Here is a 26,841-nt window from a genome sequence, read left to right on the forward strand (position 1 = left end):
TCGGGCGGAGCGCAGCGGAGACCCGAGAATGACGCCGATCACGTCCGGAAAGAGATGGTCGGATCGAGCCCGACCATGACGTACCCCTTCACAGCGCCTCGCCACGGAGCAGCCGGGGCGGCGCGCCGGCGACGCCGGCCGCCTCGCGGATGAAGAAGCGCTTCAGCCCCGGCAGCCGGTCGACCAGCCCGAGCCCCAGATCGCGTGCCAGCCGCAACGGCGTCGCGTCGTTGGAGAACAGCCGGTTGAGCCCGTCGGTGACGGCTCCCATCGCCACCGTGTCGAAGCGCCGGGCCCGCTCATAGCCCTCCAGCACGTCGGCGGTTCCGGGATCGAGCCCGAGACGCGCGGCATCGACGATGACCTCGGCCAGCGCCGCGACATCCTTGAGCCCGAGATTGAGACCCTGGCCGGCGATGGGGTGGATGAGATGGGCGGCGTCGCCGAGCAGGGCCAGGCGCTCGCCGACGAAGCGGCGCGCCACGCCGAAGCCGAGCGGATGCGCGCTCACCGGGCTCTCCAGCGCGATCTCGCCGAGTTCGAGCCCGAAGCGCCGCTCGATCTCCGCGAGCATGCCCTCTTCATCCAGTGAAAGCAGCGCCGGCACATTCTCGCTGCGCTCGGTCCAGACCATCGAGGAACGATGGCCGAGCCGCCCGCCATCGCTCAGCGGCAGGATCGCGAAGGGGCCCGACGGCAGGAAATGCTCGACCGCCCGCCCGCCATGCGGCCGCTCATGGCCGATCGTCGCCACCAGCCCCGACTGGCCGTAATCCCAGCCGACCCAGCCGATGCCGGCCTGCTCGCGCAACCGGGACCGGGCGCCGTCGGCGGCGACCAGCAGACGGGCCCGCAGCGTCTCGCCGCCCGCTAACACGACACCAACGCCGGCATCGCCGCTGTCGAAGCGCGTAACGCCCTCGCCCCGCAACGCGACCCCCGCCGCGCGGCAGGCGGCGGTCAGCGCCTCGATCAGCGCTCCGCTGCCGACCATATGGGCGAAGGGCTGCCCGGGCTCGACCTCGCCGTCGAAGGTCAGGAACACCGGGCGGATCGCATCGCCGCTGCGGCTGTCGGAGACGACCATCTCGGTCATGGCCTGCGCACCGTCCGCGATCCGCTCCCAGATGCCGAGCGAGGCGAGCATCGCCTGCGCCGCGGCCGCGACCGCATAGGCACGGGTGTCCGGGCGGGCCTCTCGGGCGAAGGCTGGGTCGGCGACGATCACCGCAAAAGCCGCCCCGAGCGCCTGTTTCAGCGCCAGCGCCAGCGAAAGCCCGGCAATGCCGCCGCCAGCGATGACGATCGCCTCGCCCGGCCGTGTCTGCCCGCTCATCTCACTCTCCTCGGCGCCGCGGGGGAACCACCCTCCCGCCTTGACGATCCGGGACGGGTCGGTGCTGATGCGGCGAAACCGGCGGCTGCTGTGCGCGCAAGCCGGCTTCACCGTCAACCCGCCCGCCGCCAGAGCCTGTTCCATGTCCCAGATCAGCGACTCCCTGATGTCGATCCTCGACCTCGAGCCGCTCGAGCGCAATCTGTTCCGGGGTCGCAGCCCCCGCGTCGGGTGGCCGCGCGTCTTCGGCGGGCAGGTCATCGCGCAGTCGCTCTACGCCGCCTGCAAGACGGTGGAGGGCCGCCAGCCGCATTCGCTGCACGCCTATTTCCTGCTCGGCGGCGATCCCGAAATCCCGATCATCTACGAGGTAGACCGCCTGCGCGACGGCCGCTCCTTCACGACAAGGCGCGTGCTGGCGATCCAGAAGGGCGAGGCGATCTTCGCCATGTCCGCCTCCTTTCAGATCGAGGAGCCGGGCTACGACCACCAGATGCCGATGCCGGACGTCCCTCCGCCGGAGGCCCTGCCCGATCGCGACGCGATGAGCCGCGATATCCTGCCCAACATGCCCAAGGCGGTGCGCGCCTATTACCAGCGCGAGCGGCCGATCGAGATCCGGCCGGTCGAGCTGCGCCGCTATGCGGGCACCGGCGAAGCGATGGAGCCGCGCTTCCATGTCTGGATCCGGGCGATGCAGCCGCTTCCCGACGATCCGGCCACCCACCAAGCGGTGCTGGCCTATGCCTCGGACCTGATGCTGCTCGATTCGAGCCTGATCGCTCACGGCACCACCGTCTTCGACCCGCAGGTCCAGGCCGCGAGCCTCGACCATGCGCTCTGGTTCCATCGTCCCTTCCGCGCCGACGACTGGCTGCTCTACGCGCAGGACAGCCCCTCGGCCTCGGGCGCGCGCGGTTTTTCGCGCGGGCTGGTGTTCGACCGGCAGGGCCGGCTCGTCGCCTCGGTGGCCCAGGAAGGCCTGGTGCGGCCGCGACCAGACCGCGTCTGACGCCGTTTTAGGCAACAGCCCACAAATTCATCATTCGCTCGATTTCTGGGCAGGTTGCCCGCGCCGGAATCACTCCGGCGCGGCGATTCCCGCTGCATGCCGAGTTTCCATGCCCCCTCGTCGCCAGTTGGCACGGGCCTTGAATTGCGTCCGCCGACGCGCCGCGATGACAGGCGCGCGAGGCGCAACAGGATCGCCGGGGCTGACTTCCGGGCGGCGAAACGGGGAAACCCAGCAATGAAGATCGTGATGGCTATCATCAAGCCGTTCAAGCTGGAGGAGGTGCGCGACGGGCTCACCGCCATCGGCGTGCACGGCCTGACCGTGACCGAGGTGAAGGGCTATGGCCGCCAGAAGGGCCATACCGAGATCTATCGTGGCGCCGAATACGCCGTGAGCTTCCTGCCTAAGATCAAGATCGAGGTCGCCGTGTCCGACGAGCTGGTCGGCAAGGTGATCGAGGCGATCACGGCAGCCGCCCGCACCGGCCAGATCGGCGACGGCAAGATCTTCGTTTCGTCGATCGAGAAGGCCGTGCGCATCCGCACCGGCGAGACCGACGGCGACGCCCTCTGATCACACGCGATCCTTCCGAGGAGTTTCAAACGATGCATTCCAAGACCATCAGCCGGGTCGGGCTCGTCGCGCTGGCGCTCGCCGCCGCCGGCGGCGCGCTGGCCCAGACGCCCGCCGCCCCCGTCCCCAACAAGGGTGACGTCGCCTTCATGATGAGCTCGACCGTTCTGGTCTTCCTCATGACGATCCCGGGCCTCGCCCTGTTCTATGGCGGCCTCGTCCGCAGCAAGAACATGCTCTCGGTCCTCACCCAGGTCTTCGCGATCGTCAGCATCGTCGCGCTGATGTGGGTCGTCTTCGGCTACTCGCTCGCCTTCACCAATGGCGGCGGCCTGAACGACTATGTCGGCGGCTTCTCCAAGGCCTTCCTGCGTGGCGTCGACGCCACCACCACCGTCGCCACCTTCTCGAACGGCGTCGTCATTCCCGAATATGTCTATCTGGCCTTCCAGATGACCTTCGCCTGCATCACGCCGGCCCTCATCGTCGGCGCCTTCGCCGAGCGCATGAAGTTCTCGGCGCTGCTGCTCTTCACCGTCCTCTGGGTCACCTTCATCTACTTCCCGATGGCCCATATGGTCTGGTACTGGGGCGGCCCGGATGCGGTCGGCAACGCCGCCAAGGCCCTGGCCGAGGCTGGCGCCGACGGCAAGGCTGCCGCCCAGGCCGCGCTCGACGCCGTCAACGCCGATGCCGGCATGCTCTTCAAGTGGGGCGCGCTCGACTTCGCCGGCGGCACCGTGGTGCACATCAATGCGGGCATCGCCGGCCTCGTCGGCTGCATCCTGATCGGCAAGCGCATCGGCTACGGCAAGGAGCTGATGGCCCCGCACTCGCTGACCATGACCCTGATCGGCGGCGCCCTGCTCTGGGTGGGCTGGTTCGGCTTCAACGCCGGCTCGAATCTCGAGGCCAACGGCACCGCCGCGCTCGCCATGGTCAACACCTTCGTCGCCACCGCCGCCGCGGCCGTCGCCTGGCTGTTCGTGGAATGGGCCGTCAAGGGCAAGCCCTCGATGCTCGGCATGGTCTCGGGCGCGGTGGCCGGCCTTGTCGCCGTGACCCCGGCGGCCGGCTTCGCCGGCCCGATGGGCTGCATCGTGCTCGGCCTCGTCTCCGGCACGGTCTGCTTCGTCTTCTGCTCGACGGTGAAGAACGCGCTCGGCTACGACGACTCGCTCGACGTCTTCGGCATCCACTGCGTCGGTGGCATCCTCGGGGCGCTCGCCACCGGCATTCTCGTCAATGTCGATCTCGGCGGCGCCGGTATCCCGGACTATGCCTCGAAGCCCGGCGAACTGGCGGTCGGCACCTATGAGTTCGGCGCCGCCTTCATGGCCCAGGTCAAGGCCGTGCTGTTCACGCTGGTCTTCAGCGGCGTCGGCTCGCTGATCCTGTTCAAGATCGTCGATGTCATCGTCGGCCTGCGGGTCGCCCCCGATGCGGAGCGCGAAGGTCTCGACATCGCCGAGCATGGCGAGCGCGCCTACCACGCCTGAGGACAGGCGCCCGGCCGGGCCGACCGGCCATCCCGACACCATCCCCGGCGGGCGACCGCCGGGGATTTTTTATGGTCGCAACGCAGCGACGGGGTCATCTCGCCAAGGTTAAGCGTGTCTTAACCTCGGCTTCCTAACGTGGTCGAAACGGCCGATGCGATGCGGCCCGCAGTCCCGAATGACGGCCCAGCCCCGCATGCGTACGATCCGACGCTCCTCCTCGCTGATGGACCGCCTGCCCGATCCGGTGCGGGAGTTCCTGTCGCGCCGCGCCAGCGAGATGACGGGCCTGGCGCTGCTGGCCCTGATGGCGGCCGTGGCCCTGTCGCTGGCGACCTGGTCGGTCGACGATCCCAGCCTCAACAACGCCACCAGCGGCGCCGTCGCCAACTGGCTCGGCCGGCCCGGCGCCATGGTCGCGGATCTGCTGATGCAGCTGATCGGGCTCGGTGTCCTGGCTTTGCTCTTCCCGCCGCTGATTTGGTCGCTGCGCCTCATCCGCTTTCACATCTTCGACCGCGGCGCTCTCAAGCTCGGCCTGTGGATCGTCGCCATCGCCGCCACCGCCGCCGTCGGCAGCGCCCTGCCCGCGACGCCGCGCTGGCCGCTGCCGACCGGCATGGGCGGCGTCATCGGTGACGGGCTCCTCTTCGGCACGCGCAACCTCGCCGGCATCGCGGGCAACGCCGTCGGCGGGCTCGTCGGCTTTCTCTATGCGGGCATCGCCATTCTCGCTGTCACCGCCGCCGCCGGCTTCGGCTTCGTCAGCGACGAGGACCCGATCCTCGACGAGGACGAGGACGACGAATCCTGGTCGGAAACGGAAGACCGCCGCGACGACGAGCCCGGCATCGCGGTGATCCTGGTGGGGTGGCTCGCCCATGGCGCCATGGCCATCCGGGGCATGATTCTGCGCCGCCTGCCGCAGCCGCCAAGGGCCGCCGCCCAAGGTGCCGGCGCATCCGGCGGCCGTGGCCATCTGGAGCCTGTGGCCGCGGCCGGCCGCGTGCGCCGCGAACCGCAATTCGACGAGGGGGCGGCGCGCAGGACCGGCCTGCGTCCCGAAGCACCCTTCGAGCCGGCGCCGCTGCCGCCCTTGCGCGGACCGCGCGGTGCGCCCGTCGACGAGAGGCCTTTCGATGTCGACGACGACGAGCCGCTCGACCTGCGCGACCTCAACGCGCCGCGCGTCACGGCCCCGGCCCCCGGCCCCAAGCCCGGCAAGCGCATCCAGCGCGAGGCGCAGCCCTCGCTGCTCGACCGCGACGAATTCGAGCTGCCGCCGCTGACCTATCTCTCCGAGCCCCGGAAGCTCCCGGCCAACGCGATCTCGACCGACGCGCTCGAACAGAACGCGACGCTGCTCGAGGGCGTGCTCGAGGATTTCGGCGTGCGCGGCGAGATCACGCAGGTGCGCCCCGGCCCGGTGGTGACGCTGTACGAGCTGGAGCCGGCTCCGGGCACGAAGTCCTCGCGGGTGATTTCGCTGGCGGACGACATCGCCCGCTCGATGAGCGCGATTTCGGCGCGTGTGGCGGTGATTCCCGGCAAGAACGCGATCGGCATCGAACTGCCCAACGCCAAGCGCGAGACGGTCTATCTGCGCGAGTTGCTCGCGAGCCAGGATTTCGAGAGCTCCAAGCACAAGCTCGCGCTCGGCCTCGGCAAGACCATCGGCGGCGAGCCGGTGATCGTCGATCTCGCCAAGATGCCGCATCTGCTGGTCGCCGGCACCACCGGCTCGGGCAAGTCGGTGGCGATCAACACGATGATCCTGTCGCTGCTCTACCGGCTCAAGCCCGAGCAGTGCCGGCTGATCATGGTCGATCCCAAGATGCTCGAGCTGTCGGTCTATGACGGCATCCCGCATCTGCTCACCCCCGTCGTCACCGACCCGAAGAAGGCGGTCGTCGCGCTCAAATGGGCGGTGCGCGAGATGGAGGAGCGCTACAAGAAGATGTCGAAGCTCTCGGTGCGCAACATCGACGGCTTCAATGCGCGGGTTCAGGAGGCGCAGGCCGCGGGCGAAGTGATCACCCGCACGGTCCAGACCGGCTTCGACCGCCATTCCGGCGAGGCGATCTATGAAGAGGAGGTCATGGACCTCGCGCCTCTGCCCTATATCGTCGTTATCGTCGACGAGATGGCCGACCTGATGATGGTCGCCGGCAAGGAGATCGAGGGCACGATCCAGCGCCTCGCCCAGATGGCGCGCGCGGCCGGCATCCATGTCGTGCTGGCGACGCAGCGGCCGTCGGTCGACGTCATCACCGGCACGATCAAGGCGAATTTCCCGACGCGAATCTCCTTCCAGGTGACGAGCAAGATCGACAGCCGCACCATCCTGGGCGAGATGGGCGCCGAGCAGCTGCTCGGCCAGGGCGACATGCTCTACATGGCTGGCGGCGGGCGCATCACCCGCGTCCACGGCCCCTTCGTCTCGGATGCCGAGGTCGAGAAGGTCGTCGCCCATCTCAAGACGCAAGGCCGGCCGCAATATCTCGACGCCGTCACCTGCGAGGAGGAAGAGGCTGCGCCCGAGGGCGAGGACGGCGCGGTCTTCGACAAGACCGGCATGGGCCAGGCCGAGAGCGAGGATCCTTACGACCAGGCGGTGGCGGTGGTGCTGCGCGACAAGAAGGCCTCGACCTCCTACATCCAGCGCCGCCTGCAGATCGGCTACAACCGCGCCGCCTCGATCATGGAGCGGATGGAGAACGAGGGCATCGTCGGCCCCGCCAACCACGCCGGCAAACGCGAAATCCTCGTCGAAACCGGCCGGGCCCGCGAAGACGAGGATTGAGGCAAGGCGGCGCAGCCCTTGTCCTGAGGGCTGCCGGTCCTCAAATTGCCATCAGGACGCTGCAACCTGCAGCGCAATAAAGGCGTTCAGGACCGAGAGCCGGAGGCTCTTCCGGAACAAATCCGCCGCCGGCCGACGTGGCCGACCGCGAAACAAGGGAGCGAGGCCGGCTCATGGCATCGACATCGACGCGACCGAACCGGGCTGCGCTCACGGGCCGCGTCGCGATTCTGGCGTGCTGCGGCGTCCTGGCACTGTCCGCGCCGCTGGCAGCCCAGCCGCTCCAGATCCTGCCGCCGAAGCCCGCCGCGACCAAGCCGGCCGCTCCGCGCGCCCTGCCGTTGCCGCCGGTGCGGCCGGCCGGGCTCGGTCTGCCCCGCGTCGCCGAGGCCGCGACCGTTCAGGCGGCCTCCGTCGGAGCCACCGCTCCTGCCGCAGCCGAAGCGACACGCGCAGCGCCGTCTGTCCCCGTCACCCGCGCTCGCACAGCAGCGCCGGCCACCCGCGAGGAGGCGATCGAGCGGCTGAACGCCTATCTCAACAGCTTCACCACGCTGCAGGGCAATTTCATCCAGCATGCTGCCGATGGCCGGCGCCTCGAGGGCCGCATCTATATTCAGCGTCCGGGCAAGATGCGCTTCGAATACGAGCCGCCCGCGACGATCGAGGTCATCGCCGACGGCACCTCGGTCGCCGTGCGCGACAAGCGGCTGGCGACGCAGGATGTCTATTCGCTCGGCCAGACGCCGCTGAAGTTCCTCGTGCGCGAGCGCATGGATCTGGCGCGCGAGGGTACGATCACCGGCGCCGCGGTCGATGGCGATGTGCTGACGCTGCGCCTGGAGGATCGTACGACGCTAGGCGGGACCTCCAAGATCGCCCTCAAATTCGATCTCGCCGCGAATGTGCTGCGGCAATGGGTGGTCGTCGATCCGCAAGGCTACGAGACCAGCGTGTCGCTCTATAACCTCGACACCCAGCGCAAGCCCGACGCGAAGAACTTCGTCATCGACTATCAGCGCAGGCTCTGACGTTCCGCCTCGCCGCGCTCGGCGGCGGGTCATCGACCCGACGGCGCCAATCCGGCTTGCTTTTCACGCCGCCCCGAACCAGTTTCCGGCACCTCTCTTTGCCGGAAGCGCGCGCGTGCAACTCACCGTCACCAGCTGGAACATCAACTCGGTCAGGCTGCGCATCAGCATGATCACCGATTTCCTGACGCGTCATGCGCCGGACATCCTGTGCCTCCAGGAAACCAAGACGCCGGACGACCAGTTTCCGGCCAAGGCCTTCGAAAAGGCCGGCTATGTCCATCAGGCCTTCATCGGCCAGAAGGGCTATAACGGCGTCGCGATCCTCTCGAAGCTGCCCTTCAGCGAACGCGACGCGATGGCGATGTGCGGCCGCAACGACGCCCGCCACATGACCGTGGTGCTGGATGCCGCTGCAGGGGCCGCCGCCGGCATCGCGATCCATAATTTCTACATCCCCGCCGGCGGCGACATTCCCGATCCCGCGAAGAACGACAAGTTCGCCCACAAGCTCGCCTTCCTCGATGAGATCGGCGCCTGGAACGTCGCCAAGCGCCCGACCGATCGCCCGGCGATTCTGGTCGGCGACCTCAACATCGCGCCTTATGAGCACGATGTCTGGAGCCACAAGCAGTTGCTCGACGTCGTCAGCCATACGCCGATCGAAACGACGACGCTGGAGAAGCTGCGCTCAGAAGGCGGCTGGACCGATGCGGCACGTCGGCTGCGCCCGGAGCCGGAGAAGCTCTACAGCTGGTGGAGCTATCGCGCCGCCGACTGGGAGGCCTCCAACCGCGGCCGAAGGCTCGACCATATCTGGCTGTCAGATGCGCTGACGCCGTCGCTGCGCGACGTCACCTTCCTGCGCGAGGCGCGGGGCTGGGAGCGCCCCTCCGACCATGTCCCTGTGACCGTGACGCTGGAGCTGTGAGGCGCGCCCTCAGCCGCGCTCCAGGGCCGTCAGCGCCTCCTGCACGGCGGCGAGTTGCCCGACGAAGCCCTGCAGCCGCTGCGCCACCGCCGCGGCGATCGCCTCCGCCGAAGCCGGCGATTCGGCCAGGACCCGGCGCATCACGCTGCGCGACAGCCGCATCACCTGCGTCGGTTCGCGCGCAATCGCCGTCACGGGCCGCGCCACAGCGGCAAACAGCGCCGTCTCGCCGATCAGCGCGCCCGGCCCGACGATTTCCTGCGCGGGCTGGCCATCCTCGCGGCTGTCGAGCGCCACCGCGCCCGAGATCACCAGCACCGCCCCGTCCGAGGGCTCGCCGACGCGGAACAGCACGTCCCCGGCGCGCAGGATCCGGCTCTCGGCCGCGAAGGCGAGCAGACGCAGCGCATCGCGCTCCATCAGGCTCAGCAGCGGCTGCCGGGCCAGCAGGGCGATGTCGTCGTCGAGGGCCATGTCCTAGGGGTTGAGCCGGTAGCCGCCGGCATCCGTCACCAGCAGGCGGGCATTGCCCGGATCGGGCTCGATCTTCTGCCGCAGCCGGTAGATATGCGTTTCGAGCGTGTGGGTGGTGACCTGGCTGTTGTAGCCCCAGACCTCCTGCAGCAGCACCTCGCGGGCGATCGGCTTGCGCCCCGCCCGGTAGAGGAAGCGCAGGATCGCGGTCTCCTTCTCGGTCAGCTTGGTCTTCGAGCCCTTTTCGCTGACGAGCAGCTTGGAACCGGGATGGAAGGTGTAGGGGCCGACCTGGAAGACCGCGTCTTCGCTCGCCTCATATTGCCGCAGATGGGCGCGGATGCGCGCCAGCAGAACGGCGAACTTGAAAGGCTTCACGACATAGTCGTTGGCGCCGGCTTCGAGCCCCAGCACCGTATCGGCATCCGAGCCCTGGCCGGTGAGCATGATCACCGGGCTCTTGAAGCCGTTCTTGCGCATCAGCTTCACCGCCTCGCGCCCGTCCATGTCGGGCAGGCCGACATCCATGATGGCGAGATCGATGCGCTCGGCCTGCACCGCCTTGACGGCGCCCGTGGCAGTGCCGGCGGTCGAGAGCTTGAACTCGTCATAGAGCGCGAGCTGCTCGGCGAGCGCGTCTCGCAGGGTCTGGTCGTCATCGACCAGCAGGATATGATGCACGGCGGGCATGGGATCGTTCGCACGAGAAATGAACCGTCACCATGAGCCCGCCGAATCCCGACCGCAAGTCACGCGCAATGGAATTCCCGTGAGAAACCGTGATCGGGCCGGCCCGGGCCGCCTCCAGCAGAGTCCCCGCCTGCTCTCGACGCTGCGCGTCTTCGCCTCGGTCCGCGACCGCAGGAAGGGCTTTCTCGTCGCCGGGGGAACGGCCTTTCCCTGCGCGCTGGGCCGCTCCGGCATCGGCACGTTGAAGCGCGAGGGCGACGGCCGCACGCCCCGCGCCAATCTGCCGCTGCGGCGCGTGCTCTACCGTGCCGACCGAATCGTCAGGCCGCGCAGCCTTCTGCCGCTGCGCATCATTGGCCCGCGCGATGCCTGGTGCGACGATGCTGCGGATCGCCGCTACAACCGCCTGATCGACCGCCCGCCCGGCGAAGCCGAGGAGCGGCTGACCCGCGACGACCACCTCTACGACGTCATCGTCGAGCTGGGCTGGAACGACGCCCCGGTCGTGCGCGGGCGCGGCAGCGCGATCTTTTGGCATCTCGCCCGCCCCGGCTTCACCCCGACGGCGGGCTGCGTCGCGGTCGAGCGTCATGTCTTCGCGAAGGTGCTGCCCCGGCTGGCGCGACGCTGCATGATGCTGGTCAGATAGAGGCATTGCGGCCAAACACCGCCTCAGCCAGATCGTCATTCTCGGGCAAAGCGAAGCGAAGACCCGAGAATCTCCGGCCGAAAGGAGCGCAGAACCTCTTCGGCCTGAGATGGTCGGGTCAAGCCCGACCATGACGTAAACTACCCACGCGCACCGAAGATGGCGCTGCCGACGCGCACATGCGTTGCGCCCAGCTGGATCGCTGCCTCGTAATCGGCACTCATGCCCATCGACAGGCCGCGCAGGCCGTGGCGGGCGGCGATCTTGGCGAGCAGCGCGAAATGCGGCGAGGGCGGATCGGCGGCCGGGGGAATGCACATCAGCCCCTCGATCGTCAGCCCGTGATGGACGCGGCAGCTCTCGAGGAAGCCGTCGATCTCCGCCGGGCTGACCCCGCCCTTCTGCGGCTCGTCACCCGTGTTGACCTGCACATAGAGGGTCGGCGCGCGCCCGCTGCGCGCGATCTCGCGGGACAGCTCCCTGGCGAGGCTCTCGCGGTCGAGCGAATGGATCGCGTCAAACAGCTCGACCGCCTCCCTCGCCTTGTTCGACTGCAGCGGTCCGATCATATGGACCTGCGCATCGGGGAAACGCGCCTTCAGCGCCGGCCATTTCGCCTTCGCCTCCTGGACATAGTTCTCGCCGAAAAGTCGCTGGCCGGCTTCCAGCACCGGCAGGATCGCCTCCGCCGGCATCGTCTTCGACACGGCGATCAGCGCGACCGAGTCGGGATCGCGCTCGACATCGCGCGCCGCCTGCGCGATCGCAGACCGAATCTGCGCCCATCGCGTCACCGTATCGCTCATCGGAAGCCCTCGCATGCCCGGCACGGCGTTGACCGCGCCGCCTCAATGGTGTCCTAGAGCATGATGCCGAAAAGTGGGAACCGGTTTTCGGCCACCATCCTGCGCTGACCTGCGGACGGGACGGCTGCCGTCTCCGTCCGGCCCCATCCGATCATGCAAGAATAGCCCGCTGCCATGGCCGTCGAACGCTACAATCCCAAGGAATCCGAGCCGAAATGGCGCGCCGTCTGGCAGGAGCGCAAGCTCTTCGAGACGCGCAACGACGACCCGCGGCCGAGCTACTACGTGCTCGAGATGTTTCCCTATCCATCGGGCCGCATCCATATGGGCCATGTCCGCAACTATGCGATGGGCGACGTGGTCGCGCGCTACAAGCGCGCCAAGGGCTTCGCCGTGCTGCATCCGATGGGGTGGGACGCCTTCGGCCTGCCGGCGGAGAACGCCGCCAAGCAGAAGAAGGTGCATCCGCGGGAATGGACCTATGCCAACATCGCCGCGATGCGCACGCAGCTGCAGTCCATGGGCCTTTCGCTCGACTGGAGCCGCGAACTCGCGACCTGCGATCCCTCCTATTATCGCCACCAGCAGAAGATGTTCCTGGACTTCCTCAAGGCCGGGCTCGTCGACCGCAAGACGGCGAAGGTGAACTGGGACCCGGTCGACGAGACCGTGCTCGCCAATGAGCAGGTCATCGACGGTAAGGGCTGGCGCTCGGGCGCCGCGGTCGAGATCCGCGAACTGACGCAGTGGTTCTTCAGGATAACCGCCTTCGGCCAGGAGCTGCACGACGCTCTCGAGGGGCTGACCCGCTGGCCCGACAAGGTGCGGCTGATGCAGAAGAACTGGATCGGCCGCTCGGAAGGGCTGCTGGTTCGTTTCGCGCTCGAATCGAATGCGTTCGGAGCGGAAGAGGTCGAGGTCTACACCACCCGGCCCGACACGCTGTTCGGTGCGAAGTTCCTCGGCATTGCCCCCGATCATCCGCTCGCCAAGGCCGCCGCGGCCGAAAACCCCGCGCTGCAGGCCTTCATCGACGAGTGCAAGCGCACCGGCACCGCCCAGGAGAACATCGACAAGGCCGAAAAGCTCGGCTTCGACACGGGGCTTCGCGTCGCGCATCCCTTCGATGCGTCCTGGACGCTGCCGGTCTATGTCGCCAACTTCATCCTAATGGAATACGGCACGGGCGCCATCTTCGGCTGCCCGGCGCATGACCAGCGCGACCTCGATTTCGTCAACAAATACGGCCTCGGCAACACGCCGGTGGTGGCGCCGGAAGGCGTCGATCCGGCCGGCTTCGTCATCACCGACACCGCCTATGTCGACGATGGCCGCATGATCAATTCGCGATTCCTGGACGGGCTGACGATCGCCGAGGCGAAGGAGGAGGTCGCGCGGCGCCTCGAGACCGAGACCCGCGGCAATCGTCCGATCGCCGCTCGCAAGATCAATTTCCGCCTGCGCGACTGGGGCATCTCGCGCCAGCGCTACTGGGGCTGCCCGATTCCCGTGATCCATTGCGCGAGCTGCGGCACGGTTCCGGTTCCCGATGCCGACCTGCCGGTGAAGCTGCCCGACGACGTCTCCTTCGACCGGCCGGGCAACCCGCTCGACCACCATCCGAGCTGGAAGCACGTCGCCTGCCCGCAATGCGGCGCGGCCGCCCGGCGCGAAACCGACACGATGGACACCTTTGTCGACTCGTCCTGGTATTTCGCGCGCTTCACCGATCCCTGGCGGACGGAGAGCCCGACCGACCGCGCCGTCGTCGACCGCTTCCTGCCCGTCGACCAGTATATCGGAGGCGTCGAGCACGCGATCCTGCACCTGCTCTATTCGCGCTTCTTCACCCGCGCGATGAAGGCGACCGGCCATGCCGGGCTCGACGAGCCCTTCGACGGCATGTTCACGCAAGGCATGGTCGTCCATGAGACCTATCGCGACGCGGACGGCAACTGGGTCGAGCCCGGCGATGTCCGCCTCGAGACCGAGGGCGCTGAGCGCCGCGGCTTCCATGTCGAGACCGGGGCGCCGATCGAGATCGGCGCCATCGAGAAGATGTCGAAGTCGAAGAAGAACGTCGTCGACCCCGACGACATCATCGCCTCCTATGGCGCCGACACGGCTCGCTGGTTCATGCTCTCGGATTCGCCGCCGGATCGCGACGTGATCTGGACCGACGAGGGCGTGCAGGGCGCCGCGCGTTTCGTCCAGCGCCTCTGGCGCCTGCTGAACGAGATCGCAGAGCGGACCGGAAACGCCACCACCGCTCCTGCGACCCTCGGCGAGGCCGCGCAGACTCTCCGCAAGGCCACGCACCGGGCACTGGACGCCGTCGGCAACGACATCGAGCGGCTGGCCTTCAACCGCTGCATCGCCCATGTCTACACGCTGACCAACGCGATCGGGAAAGCACTGGACGCCGCCGCCGAGGCTGCAGCCCTGCCGGCCGACATGGCCTTCGCCCTGCATGAGGCCGGGGTCATCGTGACGCAGCTCGTCGCGCCGATGATGCCGCATCTCGCCGAGGAATGCTGGCGCGTGCTGGGCGGGAACGGGCTCGTCGGGGAGGCCGCCTGGCCGGTGGCCGAGGCGTCCCTGCTCAAGGACGATAGCATCGTCCTGCCCGTTCAGGTCAACGGCAAGAAGCGCGCCGAGGTGACCGTGCCCGCCGATGCGGATATTATCGCGGTCGAGGCCCTTGTGCGGGCCTCGGAGATCGTCACCAAGGCGCTTGACGGCCGCGAGATCCGCAAGATCATCGTGGTTCCCGGGAGAATCGTGAATGTCGTCCTCTGAGATCGGTCGTCCCGGAGCCCTGCGGGGCTCCCGCCTGATGCTGGCCGCCGCCCTTTTGGCGGCCGCGACCGCTGGCGGATGCTTCCAGCCCCTTTATGCCGAGAACACGCGCTCCGTCACCGGCGGCAGCATCAAGGATGCGTTCAAGGAGATTGAGGTCCCGGAGATGAAGGGGCTGATCGGCCATTATCTGCGCAACGAACTCGTCTTCGAGCTCGATGGCGGCAATGAGCCGGACCGGACCAAGCGGCTCAAGTTCCAGAGCCAGATCTCGGAGTCTCTCGAGGTCGTGACGGTCGACTACGCAAATGGCCGTGCCGATTCGGCGATCCTGGTGGCGACGGCGAACTGGTCCCTCACCGACACGACCTCCGGCAAAGTCGTATCGCAAGGGATGAACGTCGTGCGCGCTCCCTATGAGCGCTCCTCGCAGCGTTTTGCGACGGTGCGTGCCGCGCGCGACGCCCAGATCCGGGCGGCCAAAAACCTCGCCACGCTCATCCGCGGGCAGATCGCCGCCGATCTCTTCGCTGGCTGAGGCGCCGAGGAACGCGGCATGGCCGCCATCAAGGCGCATGAGGCGGACCGCGCCCTCGCGAAGCTCGATCCAGCCTATCGTCTCGTCCTGATTTACGGGCCCGATGCCGGGCTCGTGACCGAACGCGCCGCGACCCTCGCCCGCGCCCATGTCGACGATCCCGACGACGCCTTCCAGCTCGTCCGGATGAGCGGCGACGACATCGCCTCCGATCCGATGAAGCTGGTCGACGAGGCCAACACCATCGGCCTCTTCGGCGGACGGCGCAGCATCCGTGTCTCGCCGACCTCCAAGGCTCTGCTCGCCGCCGTAGAGCCACTGCTGGCGACACCGTCGAAGGACGCCATTGTCATCGTTGAGGCGGGCGATCTCCAGCGTAACAACCCGCTGCGCACCGCCTGCGAGCGGGCCCGCACCGCCCTCGCCGTACCCTGCTATGGCGATGCCGCCCGCGACCTGGGCACCATCATCGACGAGATGGTCCGCGCCGCGGGCAAATCGATCGACCGCGCCAGCCGCGACCATCTCGCGGGCCTTCTGGGCGGCGACCGCCAGACCTCGCGACGCGAGATCGAGAAGCTCCTGCTCTATGTCGGTGACGAGCCCGCCGTCACCCAAGCGCATATCGAGGCGGTCGTCGGCGACACGGCGCAGCGCGAGCAGGCCATGCTGATCGACGCTGTCTTCGGGGGAAAGCTGCCCGTCCTCGATCTCGCCCAGGCCAAGCTGGCCAGCGAAGGGCTCGACGCCGGCGTCATGCTCGGCGCCGTGCTGCGTCATGCTCTCGCGCTGCTGAAAGCCCGCCAGGGGATGGACGCCGGCCGCAGCGCGCGGGACATGGTCGCGGCGATGCGCCTGCCCTATCCGCGCATCGCCACCACGGAAGCAGCCCTCTCGGCCTGGACCACGGCGAAGCTGATGGAAGCGGTGACGCTGCTGGGGAATGCCACGCTCGCCGCGCGTCGCGACGGCGACCTCGGGCGTGCCGGCGCGACGCGCGCGCTGTGGACGCTGGCGCGCCTCGGCCGGTCGGCCGGGCGTGGCGACTAGCCGTTCAGTCCTTCAGGCGGCGGCAGAGCGCGTCGAGCTGCTCCAGCGTCTTGTAGCTGATCTTGACCTCGCCACTGCCATTGGCGCGGTGGCTGATCGAAACGGATAGGCCGAGCGCCTCTTCCAGCGCCTTTTCGACGGCACGCGTGTCCGGGTCCTTCTCGACCTTGGGCTTGCTGGCGATGCTCTTGGTTTCGCCGCGCGATTCCTCCTGGACGATGCGCTCGATGTCGCGGACGCTGAGCCCCTGATCGACGATCTTGCGCGCCATCAGTTCCGGGTCCGAAACGGACAGCAGCGCGCGGGCGTGGCCGGCGGACACGGAGCCCTCGCTGACCATCTGACGCACCGAGGCGGGCAGCTTCGACAGCCGCAGCGTGTTCGCGACATGGCTGCGGCTCTTGCCGATCACCCGCGCGAGGTCGTTCTGCGTGTAATTGAACTCGGCGATGAGCTGCTCATAGCCCGCCGCCTCCTCGATCGCGTTCAGGTCCGTGCGCTGCACGTTCTCGACGATGGCGATCTCCAGCGCTTCGCGATCATCCGCCTCGACCAGAATGACCGGCACGTCATGCAGGCCGGCCCGCTGCGCCGCGCGCCAGCGGCGCTCGCCGGCGATGATCTCATAGGCGTCGATCATGCCGACGATCGGGCGCACGATGATCGGCTGCAGAATGCCGCGCTCCTTCACCGAGGCCGTCAGCTCCTCGAGATCGCCCTCGGCAAAGCTGCGACGCGGATTGCGCGCGCTCGGGCGTAGAAATTCGACCGGCACGCGGCGCTGGCCACGCGCCCGTTCGAGCGCCCCGATTTCCTCCCCGACATCGCCGATCAGGGCGGCCAGGCCGCGGCCGAGACGCGAGCGCCCCTGTTCTTCCGCCATCGCCATCGCGTTCAACCTCTGCGTGATTGTTTCAGGCCGCTGCGCGCAGCGCGCGCTCGCGGCGGATGACCTCGGAGGCCAGCTTGAGATAGGCCTGCGAGCCAGAGCAGCGCAAATCGTAGAGCAGCGCCGGTTTCCCGTAGGAGGGCGCCTCGGAGACCCGCACATTCCGTGGGATCACCGTCTCGTAAACCTTGTCGCCGAGGAATTCGCGCACATCGGCCATGACCTGACCGGAGAGGTTGTTGCGCGGATCGTACATCGTCAGCACGACGCCCTGGATGATCAGCCGGGGATTGAGGCCGGCGCGAACCTGCTCAACCGTCTTCAGCAGCTGGCTCAGACCCTCCAGCGCGAAGAACTCACACTGCAACGGCACCAGCACGGCATCGGACGCCGTCATCGCGTTGATGGTGATCAGGCTCAGCGAAGGCGGGCAATCGATCAGGACATAGGTCAGGCCGGCGCAGCGCTGGTCATAGACCAGCTCGTCGATCGCGTTCTTCAGGCGATGGGCACGATCCTTCGAGGCGGCGATTTCCAGCTCGACCCCCAGCAGATCCAGCGTCGAGGGAGCGAGAAACAGACCCGGAACAGCCGTCTCCTGCATGGCTTGGCCAAGCCCGACATCCCCGCACAGCACGTCATAGGTCGAGGATTTGCGGCTGCGGCGGTCGACGCCCAGCCCGGTCGAGGCGTTGCCCTGCGGGTCGAGATCGACGATCAGCACCTTCTCGCCGATCGCCGCCAGCGCCGTGCCCAGATTGATCGCGGTCGTGGTCTTTCCGACACCGCCCTTCTGATTCGCGAGCGCGAGCACGCGCGGGCGGCGCGGCATCGGAACAGGGGTCATGTCGGTCATGGATCGGCCCGTTTCTCGGCCGCTTGGACCATCAGGATCCTTGCGGCCCCATCCGTCACGGAGGAAACCGTTGAGGCCTGAATCTTCCAATATCTGGACGACTCCGTCAATTCCGCATCTAGATGTTGTCCCTTCGGAAAGAGACCCAATGTCCCCGTTCTCAACAGCTCTTTGCACCAGTCGAGAAGCTGGGGCAGGGGGGCGAGCGCCCGCGCCGTCACCACATCGACGCAGCCGGTGAAATCGCCGATGACGTCCTCGATCCGGGCTGCATGCACGGTCACCGGCGCCCCGGTCAGGCGCGCCGCATGCCGCAGAAAGGCGCATTTGCGGCTGTTGCTCTCGACGAGGTGAATGCGCCCGCCCGGAAACTCGGCCAGGCAGATGCCGATCACCAGACCGGGGAAACCTCCGCCGGAACCGAGGTCGAGCCACGTCTTCGCATTCGGCGCGAGCCGGGCGATCTGTAGCGAATCGGCGACATGCCGTGTCCAGACATCGGCGAGGGTGGCGCCGGAAACCAGATTCTTCGCCGCCTGCCAGCGTTCGAGTTCGGCGACCAGCAGGGCGAGGCGCTCCTCTGTTTCACGTGAAACAGGCGTCAAGCGCAAAGCGCGGGCACGGTCGGAATTATCAACAGTCATCGGCCTGTTATCAACAGAGGGATGGCGCGCCTGTGGATCACCCGGCGACCGCAGCGGCTCGGCGCTTGCGCGAATGGGCTGCGAGCAGCGTCAGAGCGGCAGGGGTCATGCCCTCGATCCGGCCGGCCTGGGCGATATCGGCCGGCCGTTCGGTGCGCAGTTTCGCCTTGAGTTCGTTGGACAGCCCGGAAATGCCGTCGAGGTCGAGATCATCCGGGAGCTTCAGCGCCTGATCGCGCTGATAGGATGCGATCTCGTCCGCCTGACGATCCAGATAGACGGAATAAACGGCGTCGGCCGTCGCGCGGGCGATGGTCCGGGGGGAATAGCCGCCCAGCTCAGGCCAGATCGCGGCAAGTCTGTCAAAACCGACATCGGGGTAGGACAGGATCTGATAGGCGCTGCGACGCAGCCCGTCGCGGTTCAGTTGTAGCCCCGCGGCCTCGGCCTGCTGCGGCGACAGGGTCAGCGAACGAAGCTGAGCCGTAAGGCCCTGCGTTTCCGCCTGCTGCGCCTGAAAGACCTCATGCCGCCTGGATCCGACGACACCGAGGCTCGCGCCGAGGCGGGTCAGCCGCTCATCGGCATTGTCGACGCGCAGCGACAGCCGGAATTCGGCTCGCGAGGTGAACATTCGGTACGGCTCCGTAACGCCCCGCGTAACCAGATCGTCGACCATCACCCCGGTATAGGAGGCGGTTCGCTCCAGCACGATCGGCTCGGCACCGCTCGCGCGGCGCGCCGCATTCAACCCTGCCAGCACACCCTGGGCGCCGGCTTCCTCATAGCCCGTCGTGCCGTTGATCTGCCCCGCGAGAAAGAGCCCAGCGATCGCCCGCGTCTCGAGCGTGTTCCGCAGGGCGCGAGGATCGACGAAATCATATTCGATCGCATAGCCCGGGCGCAGCATCGCGGCACGCTCCAAACCTGGGATCGTCGCCAGCAAGCCACGCTGAACATCCTCCGGCAGCGAGGTCGAAATCCCGTTCGGGTAGACGGTGTCGTCGTCCAGTCCCTCGGGCTCCAGAAAGATCTGATGGCCGTCCCGATCGCCGAAGCGCCCGACCTTGTCCTCGATCGAGGGACAATAGCGCGGTCCCCGTCCTTCGATCTGACCCGAGAACATCGGCGCGCGGTGGAGATTGCCGCGGATCAAATCATGGCTGGCCAGCGTCGTGCGGGTGATGCCGCAGGCGATCTGTGGCGTGGCGATCCGATCGGTCAGCGCCGAGAAGGGCTCGGGCGGGTCATCCCCCGCCTGCATCTCGAGCGCCGCCCAATCGATGGTGCGGCCGTCCAAGCGCGGGGGCGTCCCGGTCTTCAGCCGGCCGAGCGGGAAGCCGTAGCGCTCCAGCGTCGCCGAAAGGCCGAGCGAGGGCGCCTCCTCGACACGACCGGCGGGAATTCGCGTTTCGCCGATATGGATCAGCCCCCGCAGGAACGTCCCGGTCGTCAGCACGACCGTTCCGGCACCGAATCGCCGCCCATCGGCGAGGATCACGCCTGCGACGCGACCATCGCGAACGTCCAGATCGAAGACATCGCCCGCAATCTGGGTCAACCTGTCCTGCTCTGCCAGGAGATCCTGGATCGCCTGGCGGTAGAGCTTGCGGTCGGCCTGCGCGCGAGGACCGCGCACGGCCGGGCCCTTGCGCCGGTTGAGCATGCGGAACTGAATGCCGCCCCGATCGGCCGCACGCGCCATCAGGCCATCGAGCGCATCGATCTCGCGGACGAGATGGCCCTTGCCGAGACCGCCGATCGCGGGGTTGCACGACATCACGCCGATCGTCTCGAGCCGGTGCGTGATTAACGCGGTCCGCGCGCCGAAACGCGCAGCAGCGGCCGCAGCCTCGACGCCAGCATGACCGCCACCGACGACCACGACGTCGTAGCAGCTCTCGGACGGGTTGTGGGACATCGCGTTTGGCTAGCGAAGCGACGCCGGCAGGTCAAACATTATCGCGCGGGACACGGGCCGGCGCCGGCGCTATTTGCCGATGCAGAAGCCAGCGAAGAGCTGGTCCAGCACATCCTCGACATCGACCCGCCCCAGCAGCCGTTCGAGCGCGCGCACGGCCAGCCGCAGGTCCTCCGCCAAGAGTTCGGCCGGTGCGCCGGGCGAAGCCAGGATGCGTTCCAGAGCGACAACGGCCTCCGCGATCGCCGCGCGATGACGCTCTCGCGTGAGGAGCGCCGGTTCGGGCTGCTCTTCGCCGGCCAGCCGCCGCACCAACAGCGCGAGGAGTTGCGGCATTCCTTCGCCGCTCCGGGCGGAGATCCGCAATTCGCCGGGACGGGCTGTCCCTCCGAGATCGGCTTTCGTTGCGAGCGCGATGACGGAGCCGCCGGGATGGTCTCGATCCGCATCCGAATCGATCGCGCGCAGGCTCAACACGAGGTCCGCCTTGGCAGCGAGGTCGCGCGCACGCCGCACACCTTCGGCCTCGATCGCATCGTCGCTGTCGCGCAGTCCAGCCGTGTCGATCAGGGTGACCGGAAGACCATCGAGATCGAGGCGGACCTCGATGGCATCACGCGTCGTGCCGGCGACCGGTGAGACGATCGCGACCTCGCGCCGGGCGAGGGCGTTCAGCAGGCTGGACTTGCCCGCATTGGGTGGCCCCGCCAGCACCACGACGAATCCCTCGCGAACCCGTTCGCCATGGGCGAAGCCACGCTGGGCATCCCGGAGCCCGGCGAGGACGCCGGCAGCGCGTTGAAGCGCCCGCTCCACCAGGGGACCCTCGACATCGCCCTCATCCGAGAAGTCGAGTTCGGCCGCGAGCAGCGCCTGGGCTTCCACCAACGGCTGGCGCCAGCCGGCCACCGCCGTGCCCAGCGCACCGTCCATCTGGCGCAGCGCCTGACGCCTCTGCCATTCCGTTTCCGAATCGATCAGATCCGCCAGACCTTCGACTGCGGCGAGGTCGAGCTTTCCGGCCTCGAAGGCGCGCCGGGTGAATTCGCCAGGCTCGGCCAGACGAACGCCATCATGCGACGAGAGCAGGCCCAATAGCCGCGCCAGAACCGCGCGCGAGCCGTGAATGTGGAATTCGGCGACATCCTCGCCGGTGAAACTGGCCGGGCCGGGAAAAAACAGGATGAGAGCCTGATCGACGACATCGCCGGCGGCGTCCCGCAAGGCCCGCAGCGTCGCCTGGCGCGGGGAGGGCACGACACCGGAGATTGTTTCGAGAACGAATCGAACGCGCGGTCCCGACACCCTAACGACGGCGACACCCGCCCGTCCGGGCGCGGAGGAGAGAGCGACGATCGTAGGCGTAGCAGGATCAGCCATCGCTCTCAGCCGTTCCGCAGCTCAGAACGGCACCGAATCGGCCGGCGCGTCGGCCGCTCAGGTGTTCATGGAGTCGAAGAAGTCGGCGTTCTGCTTCGTCTGACGCAGCTTGTCCATCAGGAATTCGATCGCGTCCTGCGGGCCCATCGGGTTGAGGATGCGGCGCAGCACATAGGTCTTGGTGAGCACATCCTTCGGCGTGATGAGCTCTTCCTTGCGGGTGCCCGACTTGAGGATGTCGATCGCCGGGAAGATGCGCTTGTCGGAGACCTTGCGGTCCAGCACGATTTCCGAGTTACCGGTGCCCTTGAACTCCTCGAAGATGACCTCGTCCATGCGGCTGCCGGTGTCGATCAGCGCGGTGGCGACGATGGTCAGCGACCCGCCCTCCTCGATGTTGCGGGCCGCACCGAAGAAGCGCTTGGGCCGCTGCAGGGCGTTGGCGTCGACACCGCCGGTCAGCACCTTGCCGGAGGAGGGGACGACCGTGTTGTAGGCGCGGCCGAGGCGGGTGATCGAGTCCAGCAGGATCACCACGTCGCGGCCATGTTCAACCAGGCGCTTCGCCTTCTCGATGACCATCTCCGCAACCTGGACGTGGCGCGTGGCCGGCTCGTCGAAGGTCGAGGAGACGACCTCGCCCTTCACCGAGCGCTGCATGTCGGTGACCTCTTCCGGCCGCTCGTCGATTAGCAGAACGATGAGATAGCATTCGGGATGATTGGTGGTGATCGACTGTGCGATGTTCTGCAGCAGCACGGTCTTGCCGGTGCGCGGCGGCGCGACGATCAGGGCGCGCTGGCCCTTGCCGATCGGGGCGACGATGTCGATGACGCGGGCCGAGAAATCCTTCTTGACCGGTTCGGCAACCTCGAGCCGAAGTCGCTCGTCAGGATAGAGCGGCGTCAGATTGTCGAAATTGATCTTGTGCTTGATCCGCTCGGGATCCTCGAAATTGATCGTGTTGACCTTGAGCAGGGCGAAGTAGCGCTCGCCGTCCTTGGGGCTGCGAATCGGCCCCTCGACTGTGTCACCCGTGCGAAGACCGAACTTCCGGATCTGCGTCGGCGAGACATAGATGTCGTCCGGACCCGGCAGGTAGTTCGAATCGGGCGAGCGCAGGAAGCCGAAACCGTCGGGCAGGACCTCGACCACGCCCTCGCCGAGAATCTCGGTCTCCCTCGCGGCGAGCTGCTTCAGGATCGCGAACATCAGCTCCTGCTTGCGCATCGTGCTGGCGTTCTCGACCTCGAGCCCCTCCGAAAAGGCGAGCAGTTCGGTCGGCGATTTGACCTTGAGGTCTTGGAGCTTGATTTCCCGCATGGGGCACCCGGATCGAAAATGTCGCGACACGGAAGGTCGCAACCAGGACGGTAATGGGATGATCGACAGGCCCGGACGGACGGCGCTGGGGTTGAGCGCCACGAGCGGCTGCCAGGGCAGTCGGCTCACGAACCATCGACAACAGGGAGAACGCTGGAGAAGCGTGATGTCTGATAACCGGAAACCGCGTCCGGCTCAAGCGCGAAACCGCAGGCGCCTCAGAACGGCTTGACGATGACGAGAATGACGATGCCGACCATCAGCACCGCCGGCACCTCGTTGATCACCCGGTAGAAGCGGCCCGACTTCGTATTCCGATCGTTGGCGAAGTCCCGGACCCGTCCGACGAGATAGCCATGGACGCCCGAAAGCAGCACGACCAGCAGGATCTTGCCGTGCAGCCAGCCGCCCTTGAAGCCGAAGGCAGCCCAGGCGAGGTAGAGGCCCAGCACCCAGGTGACGATCATCGCCGGGTTCATGATGCCCCGGAGCAGCCGCCGCTCCATCACCTTGAAGGTCTCGGACTGCACCGAGCCCGGTGGTGCATCGACGTGATAGACCATGAGGCGTGGCAGATAGAGCATCCCGGCCATCCAGGAGATCACCGCCAGCACGTGGATGGCCTTCAGCCATTCATACATCGCGAACGCGCTCCGTCCTGCCCACTGCGGTCAGCCCCGCACCGCGGCCAGCAGCCGCTCGACATGGGCGATCGGCGTGTCCGGCAGGATGCCGTGCCCGAGGTTGAAGACGAAGGGTCCTTGTCCGAACGCCTCCATCACGGCCGCAATCTCGCGTTCCAGCTCGGGACCACCGGCGCGCAGCACCAGCGGGTCGAGATTGCCCTGCACCGGCACCAGCGACTGGATCTCGTCGCGGGCGAAACCACGATCGATCTCCGATTCGAGGCCGACCGCATCGACACCCGTGCCGCGGACATAGGCTGGAATCAGCCTGCCTGCGCCACGCGGGAAACCGATGATCCGGGCCTTCGGCTGTCGGGCGCGCACACCCTCGACGATCCGCCGCGTCGGCACGATGCACCAGCGCTCGAAATCGGCCTCGCCCAGCGAACCGGCCCAGCTGTCGAATATCTGGACCGCATCGACACCGGCCTCGATCTGCGCACAGAGATAATCGATCGAGGTCGCGACGATCCGGTCGATAATGTCCCGGAACAGCGCCTCGTCGCGGGTGAAGAGGTCCTTGGCTGGCCCCTGATCCGGAGTGCCCCGGCCCGCGACCATATAGGTCGCCACTGTCCAGGGCGCGCCGCAGAAGCCGATGAAGGCCGTTCCCGTCGGAAGCCCGGCGCGGACACGCCGCACCGTCTCGATGACAGGATCCAGCACGGAAAGCCCGGCATGCCTGTCGATCTCGGACAGCCTGTTACGATCGGCAACCGGCTCTAGACGGGGACCTTCGCCCTCGACGAACCAGAGCTTCTGGCCGAGCGCCTGCGGCACGACGAGAATATCGGAGAACAGGATCGCGGCGTCGAAACCGAAGCGGCGGATCGGCTGGAGGGTGACCTCAGCAGCCCATTCCGGATTGTAGCAGAGGCCGAGGAAGCTGCCGGCCTTGGCCCGGAGCTCGCGGTACTCCGGCAGATACCGGCCCGCCTGGCGCATCATCCAGATCGGAGGCGTCGTGAGGGTTTCGCCGGCAAGGGCTCGAAGAAACGCAGGCCTGTCAGATGTCGTAAGGCTCATCGGCGATCCATCCCCCATCTCTCTTAAATAGATTTCTAGAGAGAGAATCTTCTTCTTTGACTCTTGGATGGGGGCAGATAGCCCGACGCAATCCGATCCACAACCTGTCCACAGGTGGCCAGCCTGATGCAGGCAGGGCCTGCTGTCCACCTGTCTCTCGTTAACGGTTTGTTAACCCGCGCGAATCGCGCTCGCCAATCGCCGCGTCAAAATGATTCACGTGAAACACGCCGGCGACGCCCCACAGCCTCTGGCCTGTTAACGGATCATTAGGGTTATACAGACCTTAACACCGCCGGCTTCCGGAGGCGTTTTTGTCCACAGCGCTCCCCAGGCCACCCAATGTGGCCGGCGGCCTGGGCGGCCTGGACGTGGCGCGCCAGGAGCTGGGCCGATTTGCTTTGACGGTCCGCCGGGCTAGAGGTTGCAGCAGACCGCCATCGCCCCGGGGAACCCCGTGCACCGCAATTACTTCCACCTCCATCTGGTGTCGGACGCGACCGGCGAAACCCTCATCGCCGTCAGCCGCGCCGCCGCGGCGCAGTACGAAACGGTGTCCGCGATCGAGCATGTCTACCCGCTGGTGCGGTCGGAAGCTCAGCTCGCCCGCGTTCTGGCGGAGATCGAGGCCTCGCCCGGCGTCGTTCTCTACACGCTGGTGGAGCCGGAATGGTCGCAGCGGCTGGAGAATTTCTGCCGCGAACTGGGCTGTCCCTGCCTGTCGGTTCTCAACCCGGTGCTGGCGCTCTTCCAGTCCTATCTCGGCCAAGCCTCGGCGCCGAAGCCAGGTGCACAGCATGTGCTCAACGCCGAATATTTCCGCCGCATCGATGCGATGAACTACACCCTGCTGCATGACGACGGTCAGCTCGGCGGCGATCTCGAGAATGCCGACATCATCCTCGTCGGCATCAGCCGGACCTCGAAGACGCCGACCTCGATCTATCTCGCCAATCGCGGCATCAAGACCGCCAACATTCCGCTGGTGCCGAACGTGCCGCTGCCGGCCGAGCTCGAACATGTCCGCAAGCCGCTGATCGTCGGTCTCGTTGCCAGCCCGGATCGCATCGTCCAGATCCGCCAGAACCGTCTGCTCTCGCTGCGCGCCGATGATGAGACCCCCTATGTCGATCCCGCCTCGGTGGCCGACGAGGTCGCGCAGTCGCGCCGGCTCTGCGCCCGCAAGGGCTGGCCGGTGATCGACGTGACCCGGCGCTCGATCGAGGAGACGGCCGCCTCGATCCTCGATCTGCTGCGCGACCACCGCATGAAGTTCATCGCGACATGATGGCAGGCTCTCGCCTCTGGATCGCGCCCCGACCTTTGGTGCTGGCCTCGGGCAGCCTCACTCGGCGCGACATGCTGATGGCGGCCGGGGTCCCCGTGGAGACGGTGAAGCCGGCCGTCGACGAGCGGGCGGTCGAAGGGCCCTTGCTGGCTGCTGGCGAATCCCCGGCGCGGATCGCTCTGGCCCTTGCCGTCGCCAAGGCCTCGGCCGTCTCGGCGCTTCATCCGGACAGGCTGGTGCTGGGCGCCGACCAGACGCTCGCCTGTGCAGGTGAGGCCTTTCACAAGCCGGCGGATCGTGCGGCTGCGGCGCGGCAGATTGCCGCTTTGGCCGGTCGCGACCACGAGTTGCACAGCGCCTTTGCGCTGGTGCGGGGCGGTGAGCTTCTGGCCGAGGGTCACCAGACGGCCCGGCTCACCATGCGCCCGCTGACGCCGGCCTTCATCGAAGCCTATCTCGACACGGTCGGCGATGCGGCCTTCTCCAGCGTCGGCGGCTACCAGATCGAGGGTCTCGGCGCACAGCTCTTCGAGCGCATCGACGGCGACCATTTCACCATTCTCGGACTCCCGCTGCTGCCCGTCCTGGCGGCGCTGCGCGACCTCTCCGTCCTTGCCCGCTGAGCGTCCAAACC

The 26,841-nt window shown here is 67.4% G+C and carries 23 protein-coding genes and 1 pseudogene; 12 read left to right on the forward strand and 12 right to left on the reverse strand.

Features of this window, described 5'->3' with window-relative positions:
• Positions 1-88 precede the first annotated feature (88 nt).
• The gene (locus tag ACFPN9_RS08350) at positions 89-1,336 is read right to left on the reverse strand and encodes a ubiquinone biosynthesis hydroxylase (RefSeq protein ID WP_066734020.1); all 1,248 of its coding nucleotides are present in this window, start codon (positions 1,334-1,336) and stop codon (positions 89-91) included.
• 142 nt (positions 1,337-1,478) lie between these two features.
• On the opposite strand from ACFPN9_RS08350, the gene tesB reads away from it, so the two are divergent.
• The 6 genes from tesB (at position 1,479) to xth (ending at position 9,188) form a co-directional block, all read left to right on the forward strand.
• A complete protein-coding gene (tesB, locus tag ACFPN9_RS08355) occupies positions 1,479-2,348 on the forward strand; it encodes an acyl-CoA thioesterase II (RefSeq protein WP_066734026.1) in 870 nt (289 codons plus the stop codon).
• A 237-nt stretch (positions 2,349-2,585) separates the two neighbouring features.
• Complete coding sequence (locus ACFPN9_RS08360; RefSeq protein WP_054141588.1) at positions 2,586-2,924, forward strand: P-II family nitrogen regulator; 339 nt, start codon at positions 2,586-2,588, stop codon at positions 2,922-2,924.
• Between the two features lie 32 nt (positions 2,925-2,956).
• Positions 2,957-4,423, forward strand: coding sequence for an ammonium transporter (locus ACFPN9_RS08365; protein WP_066734019.1), 1,467 nt, complete (start codon positions 2,957-2,959; stop codon positions 4,421-4,423).
• Between the two features lie 196 nt (positions 4,424-4,619).
• On the forward strand, positions 4,620-7,226 hold the full coding sequence (locus tag ACFPN9_RS08370) for an FtsK/SpoIIIE family DNA translocase (protein WP_377816366.1): 2,607 nt from the start codon (positions 4,620-4,622) through the stop codon (positions 7,224-7,226).
• Between the two features lie 173 nt (positions 7,227-7,399).
• Entirely contained in the window at positions 7,400-8,257 is an 858-nt protein-coding gene (locus ACFPN9_RS08375) for a LolA family protein (RefSeq protein WP_066733772.1), read from the forward strand.
• A 115-nt stretch (positions 8,258-8,372) separates the two neighbouring features.
• Positions 8,373-9,188, forward strand: a complete 816-nt coding sequence (xth, locus tag ACFPN9_RS08380; protein WP_066733769.1) for an exodeoxyribonuclease III — start codon at positions 8,373-8,375, stop codon at positions 9,186-9,188.
• Positions 9,189-9,197: 9 nt separating this feature from the next.
• Here xth and ACFPN9_RS08385 read toward each other — a convergent pair whose 3' ends face one another.
• Both ACFPN9_RS08385 and ACFPN9_RS08390 read right to left on the reverse strand, forming a co-directional pair.
• Positions 9,198-9,662, reverse strand: a complete 465-nt coding sequence (locus tag ACFPN9_RS08385) for a cyclic nucleotide-binding domain-containing protein (RefSeq protein ID WP_066733766.1) — start codon at positions 9,660-9,662, stop codon at positions 9,198-9,200.
• Positions 9,663-9,665: 3 nt separating this feature from the next.
• Positions 9,666-10,352: a response regulator transcription factor gene (locus ACFPN9_RS08390; RefSeq protein ID WP_066733763.1), complete on the reverse strand. Its 687-nt coding sequence runs from the start codon at positions 10,350-10,352 to the stop codon at positions 9,666-9,668.
• Positions 10,353-10,431: 79 nt separating this feature from the next.
• Between ACFPN9_RS08390 and ACFPN9_RS08395 the strand changes: the two genes are divergently transcribed.
• The gene (locus ACFPN9_RS08395) at positions 10,432-11,001 is read left to right on the forward strand and encodes a L,D-transpeptidase family protein (RefSeq protein ID WP_245282474.1); all 570 of its coding nucleotides are present in this window, start codon (positions 10,432-10,434) and stop codon (positions 10,999-11,001) included.
• A 140-nt stretch (positions 11,002-11,141) separates the two neighbouring features.
• On the opposite strand, the gene ACFPN9_RS08400 is transcribed toward ACFPN9_RS08395, so the two are convergent.
• The gene (locus ACFPN9_RS08400) at positions 11,142-11,807 is read right to left on the reverse strand and encodes a YggS family pyridoxal phosphate-dependent enzyme (RefSeq protein WP_082735448.1); all 666 of its coding nucleotides are present in this window, start codon (positions 11,805-11,807) and stop codon (positions 11,142-11,144) included.
• A 174-nt stretch (positions 11,808-11,981) separates the two neighbouring features.
• Between ACFPN9_RS08400 and leuS the strand changes: the two genes are divergently transcribed.
• The 3 genes from leuS to holA are packed head-to-tail and all read left to right on the forward strand — an operon-like array spanning position 11,982 to position 16,194.
• Positions 11,982-14,606: a leucine--tRNA ligase gene (gene leuS / locus ACFPN9_RS08405; protein ID WP_066733757.1), complete on the forward strand. Its 2,625-nt coding sequence runs from the start codon at positions 11,982-11,984 to the stop codon at positions 14,604-14,606.
• Positions 14,593-15,144 carry an LPS assembly lipoprotein LptE gene (gene lptE / locus ACFPN9_RS08410; protein WP_067254899.1) on the forward strand — a complete coding sequence of 184 codons (552 nt, stop codon included), beginning with the start codon at positions 14,593-14,595 and terminating at the stop codon, positions 15,142-15,144. The genes leuS and lptE overlap by 14 nt, the downstream gene beginning before the upstream one ends.
• Positions 15,145-15,162: 18 nt before the next feature.
• Entirely contained in the window at positions 15,163-16,194 is a 1,032-nt protein-coding gene (gene holA / locus ACFPN9_RS08415; protein WP_067254894.1) for a DNA polymerase III subunit delta, read from the forward strand.
• 4 nt (positions 16,195-16,198) lie between these two features.
• On the opposite strand, the gene ACFPN9_RS08420 is transcribed toward holA, so the two are convergent.
• From ACFPN9_RS08420 to hemE, 8 genes and pseudogenes are all read right to left on the reverse strand, one after another.
• Positions 16,199-17,077, reverse strand: a complete 879-nt coding sequence (locus tag ACFPN9_RS08420) for a ParB/RepB/Spo0J family partition protein (RefSeq protein ID WP_082735449.1) — start codon at positions 17,075-17,077, stop codon at positions 16,199-16,201.
• A gap of 31 nt (positions 17,078-17,108) precedes the next feature.
• Complete coding sequence (locus tag ACFPN9_RS08425) at positions 17,109-17,930, reverse strand: ParA family protein (RefSeq protein ID WP_066733785.1); 822 nt, start codon at positions 17,928-17,930, stop codon at positions 17,109-17,111.
• Between the two features lie 5 nt (positions 17,931-17,935).
• Positions 17,936-18,583, reverse strand: a complete 648-nt coding sequence (rsmG, locus tag ACFPN9_RS08430; protein ID WP_377816370.1) for a 16S rRNA (guanine(527)-N(7))-methyltransferase RsmG — start codon at positions 18,581-18,583, stop codon at positions 17,936-17,938.
• Between the two features lie 37 nt (positions 18,584-18,620).
• Positions 18,621-20,504, reverse strand: coding sequence for a tRNA uridine-5-carboxymethylaminomethyl(34) synthesis enzyme MnmG (gene mnmG, locus ACFPN9_RS08435; RefSeq protein WP_066733738.1), 1,884 nt, complete (start codon positions 20,502-20,504; stop codon positions 18,621-18,623).
• Positions 20,505-20,573: 69 nt separating this feature from the next.
• Entirely contained in the window at positions 20,574-21,884 is a 1,311-nt protein-coding gene (gene mnmE / locus ACFPN9_RS08440) for a tRNA uridine-5-carboxymethylaminomethyl(34) synthesis GTPase MnmE (protein ID WP_066733735.1), read from the reverse strand.
• 57 nt (positions 21,885-21,941) lie between these two features.
• Entirely contained in the window at positions 21,942-23,207 is a 1,266-nt protein-coding gene (rho, locus tag ACFPN9_RS08445; protein WP_066733732.1) for a transcription termination factor Rho, read from the reverse strand.
• A 218-nt stretch (positions 23,208-23,425) separates the two neighbouring features.
• Positions 23,426-23,848 (reverse strand): annotated as a pseudogene (gene hemJ / locus ACFPN9_RS08450) (protoporphyrinogen oxidase HemJ); the annotation flags it as partial.
• A gap of 30 nt (positions 23,849-23,878) precedes the next feature.
• Positions 23,879-24,919, reverse strand: coding sequence for a uroporphyrinogen decarboxylase (gene hemE, locus ACFPN9_RS08455; RefSeq protein WP_066733730.1), 1,041 nt, complete (start codon positions 24,917-24,919; stop codon positions 23,879-23,881).
• A gap of 457 nt (positions 24,920-25,376) precedes the next feature.
• Between hemE and ACFPN9_RS08460 the strand changes: the two genes are divergently transcribed.
• On the forward strand, positions 25,377-26,207 hold the full coding sequence (locus ACFPN9_RS08460; RefSeq protein ID WP_066733784.1) for a pyruvate, water dikinase regulatory protein: 831 nt from the start codon (positions 25,377-25,379) through the stop codon (positions 26,205-26,207).
• Positions 26,207-26,830: a Maf family protein gene (locus ACFPN9_RS08465; protein ID WP_066733782.1), complete on the forward strand. Its 624-nt coding sequence runs from the start codon at positions 26,207-26,209 to the stop codon at positions 26,828-26,830. The genes ACFPN9_RS08460 and ACFPN9_RS08465 overlap by 1 nt, the downstream gene beginning before the upstream one ends.
• The last annotated feature ends 11 nt before the right edge of the window (positions 26,831-26,841 follow it).

This window comes from Allobosea massiliensis (genome assembly GCF_042655245.1).
GTDB lineage: Bacteria > Pseudomonadota > Alphaproteobacteria > Rhizobiales > Beijerinckiaceae > Allobosea > Allobosea massiliensis.

Coding starts and splice junctions, on each gene's coding strand:
- ACFPN9_RS08390 (WP_066733763.1), bottom strand. CDS start 10,352: ATGCCCGCCGTGCATCATATCCTGCTGGTCGATGACGACCAGACCCTG.
- ACFPN9_RS08385 (WP_066733766.1), bottom strand. CDS start 9,662: ATGGCCCTCGACGACGACATCGCCCTGCTGGCCCGGCAGCCGCTGCTG.
- ACFPN9_RS08375 (WP_066733772.1), top strand. CDS start 7,400: ATGGCATCGACATCGACGCGACCGAACCGGGCTGCGCTCACGGGCCGC.
- rho (WP_066733732.1), bottom strand. CDS start 23,207: ATGCGGGAAATCAAGCTCCAAGACCTCAAGGTCAAATCGCCGACCGAA.
- ACFPN9_RS08350 (WP_066734020.1), bottom strand. CDS start 1,336: ATGAGCGGGCAGACACGGCCGGGCGAGGCGATCGTCATCGCTGGCGGC.
- tesB (WP_066734026.1), top strand. CDS start 1,479: ATGTCCCAGATCAGCGACTCCCTGATGTCGATCCTCGACCTCGAGCCG.
- hemE (WP_066733730.1), bottom strand. CDS start 24,919: ATGAGCCTTACGACATCTGACAGGCCTGCGTTTCTTCGAGCCCTTGCC.
- lptE (WP_067254899.1), top strand. CDS start 14,593: ATGTCGTCCTCTGAGATCGGTCGTCCCGGAGCCCTGCGGGGCTCCCGC.
- ACFPN9_RS08420 (WP_082735449.1), bottom strand. CDS start 17,077: ATGGCGGAAGAACAGGGGCGCTCGCGTCTCGGCCGCGGCCTGGCCGCC.
- ACFPN9_RS08365 (WP_066734019.1), top strand. CDS start 2,957: ATGCATTCCAAGACCATCAGCCGGGTCGGGCTCGTCGCGCTGGCGCTC.
- leuS (WP_066733757.1), top strand. CDS start 11,982: ATGGCCGTCGAACGCTACAATCCCAAGGAATCCGAGCCGAAATGGCGC.
- ACFPN9_RS08425 (WP_066733785.1), bottom strand. CDS start 17,930: ATGACCCCTGTTCCGATGCCGCGCCGCCCGCGCGTGCTCGCGCTCGCG.
- rsmG (WP_377816370.1), bottom strand. CDS start 18,583: ATGACTGTTGATAATTCCGACCGTGCCCGCGCTTTGCGCTTGACGCCT.
- ACFPN9_RS08360 (WP_054141588.1), top strand. CDS start 2,586: ATGAAGATCGTGATGGCTATCATCAAGCCGTTCAAGCTGGAGGAGGTG.
- ACFPN9_RS08465 (WP_066733782.1), top strand. CDS start 26,207: ATGGCAGGCTCTCGCCTCTGGATCGCGCCCCGACCTTTGGTGCTGGCC.
- mnmG (WP_066733738.1), bottom strand. CDS start 20,504: ATGTCCCACAACCCGTCCGAGAGCTGCTACGACGTCGTGGTCGTCGGT.
- holA (WP_067254894.1), top strand. CDS start 15,163: ATGGCCGCCATCAAGGCGCATGAGGCGGACCGCGCCCTCGCGAAGCTC.
- ACFPN9_RS08370 (WP_377816366.1), top strand. CDS start 4,620: ATGCGTACGATCCGACGCTCCTCCTCGCTGATGGACCGCCTGCCCGAT.
- ACFPN9_RS08400 (WP_082735448.1), bottom strand. CDS start 11,807: ATGAGCGATACGGTGACGCGATGGGCGCAGATTCGGTCTGCGATCGCG.
- mnmE (WP_066733735.1), bottom strand. CDS start 21,884: ATGGCTGATCCTGCTACGCCTACGATCGTCGCTCTCTCCTCCGCGCCC.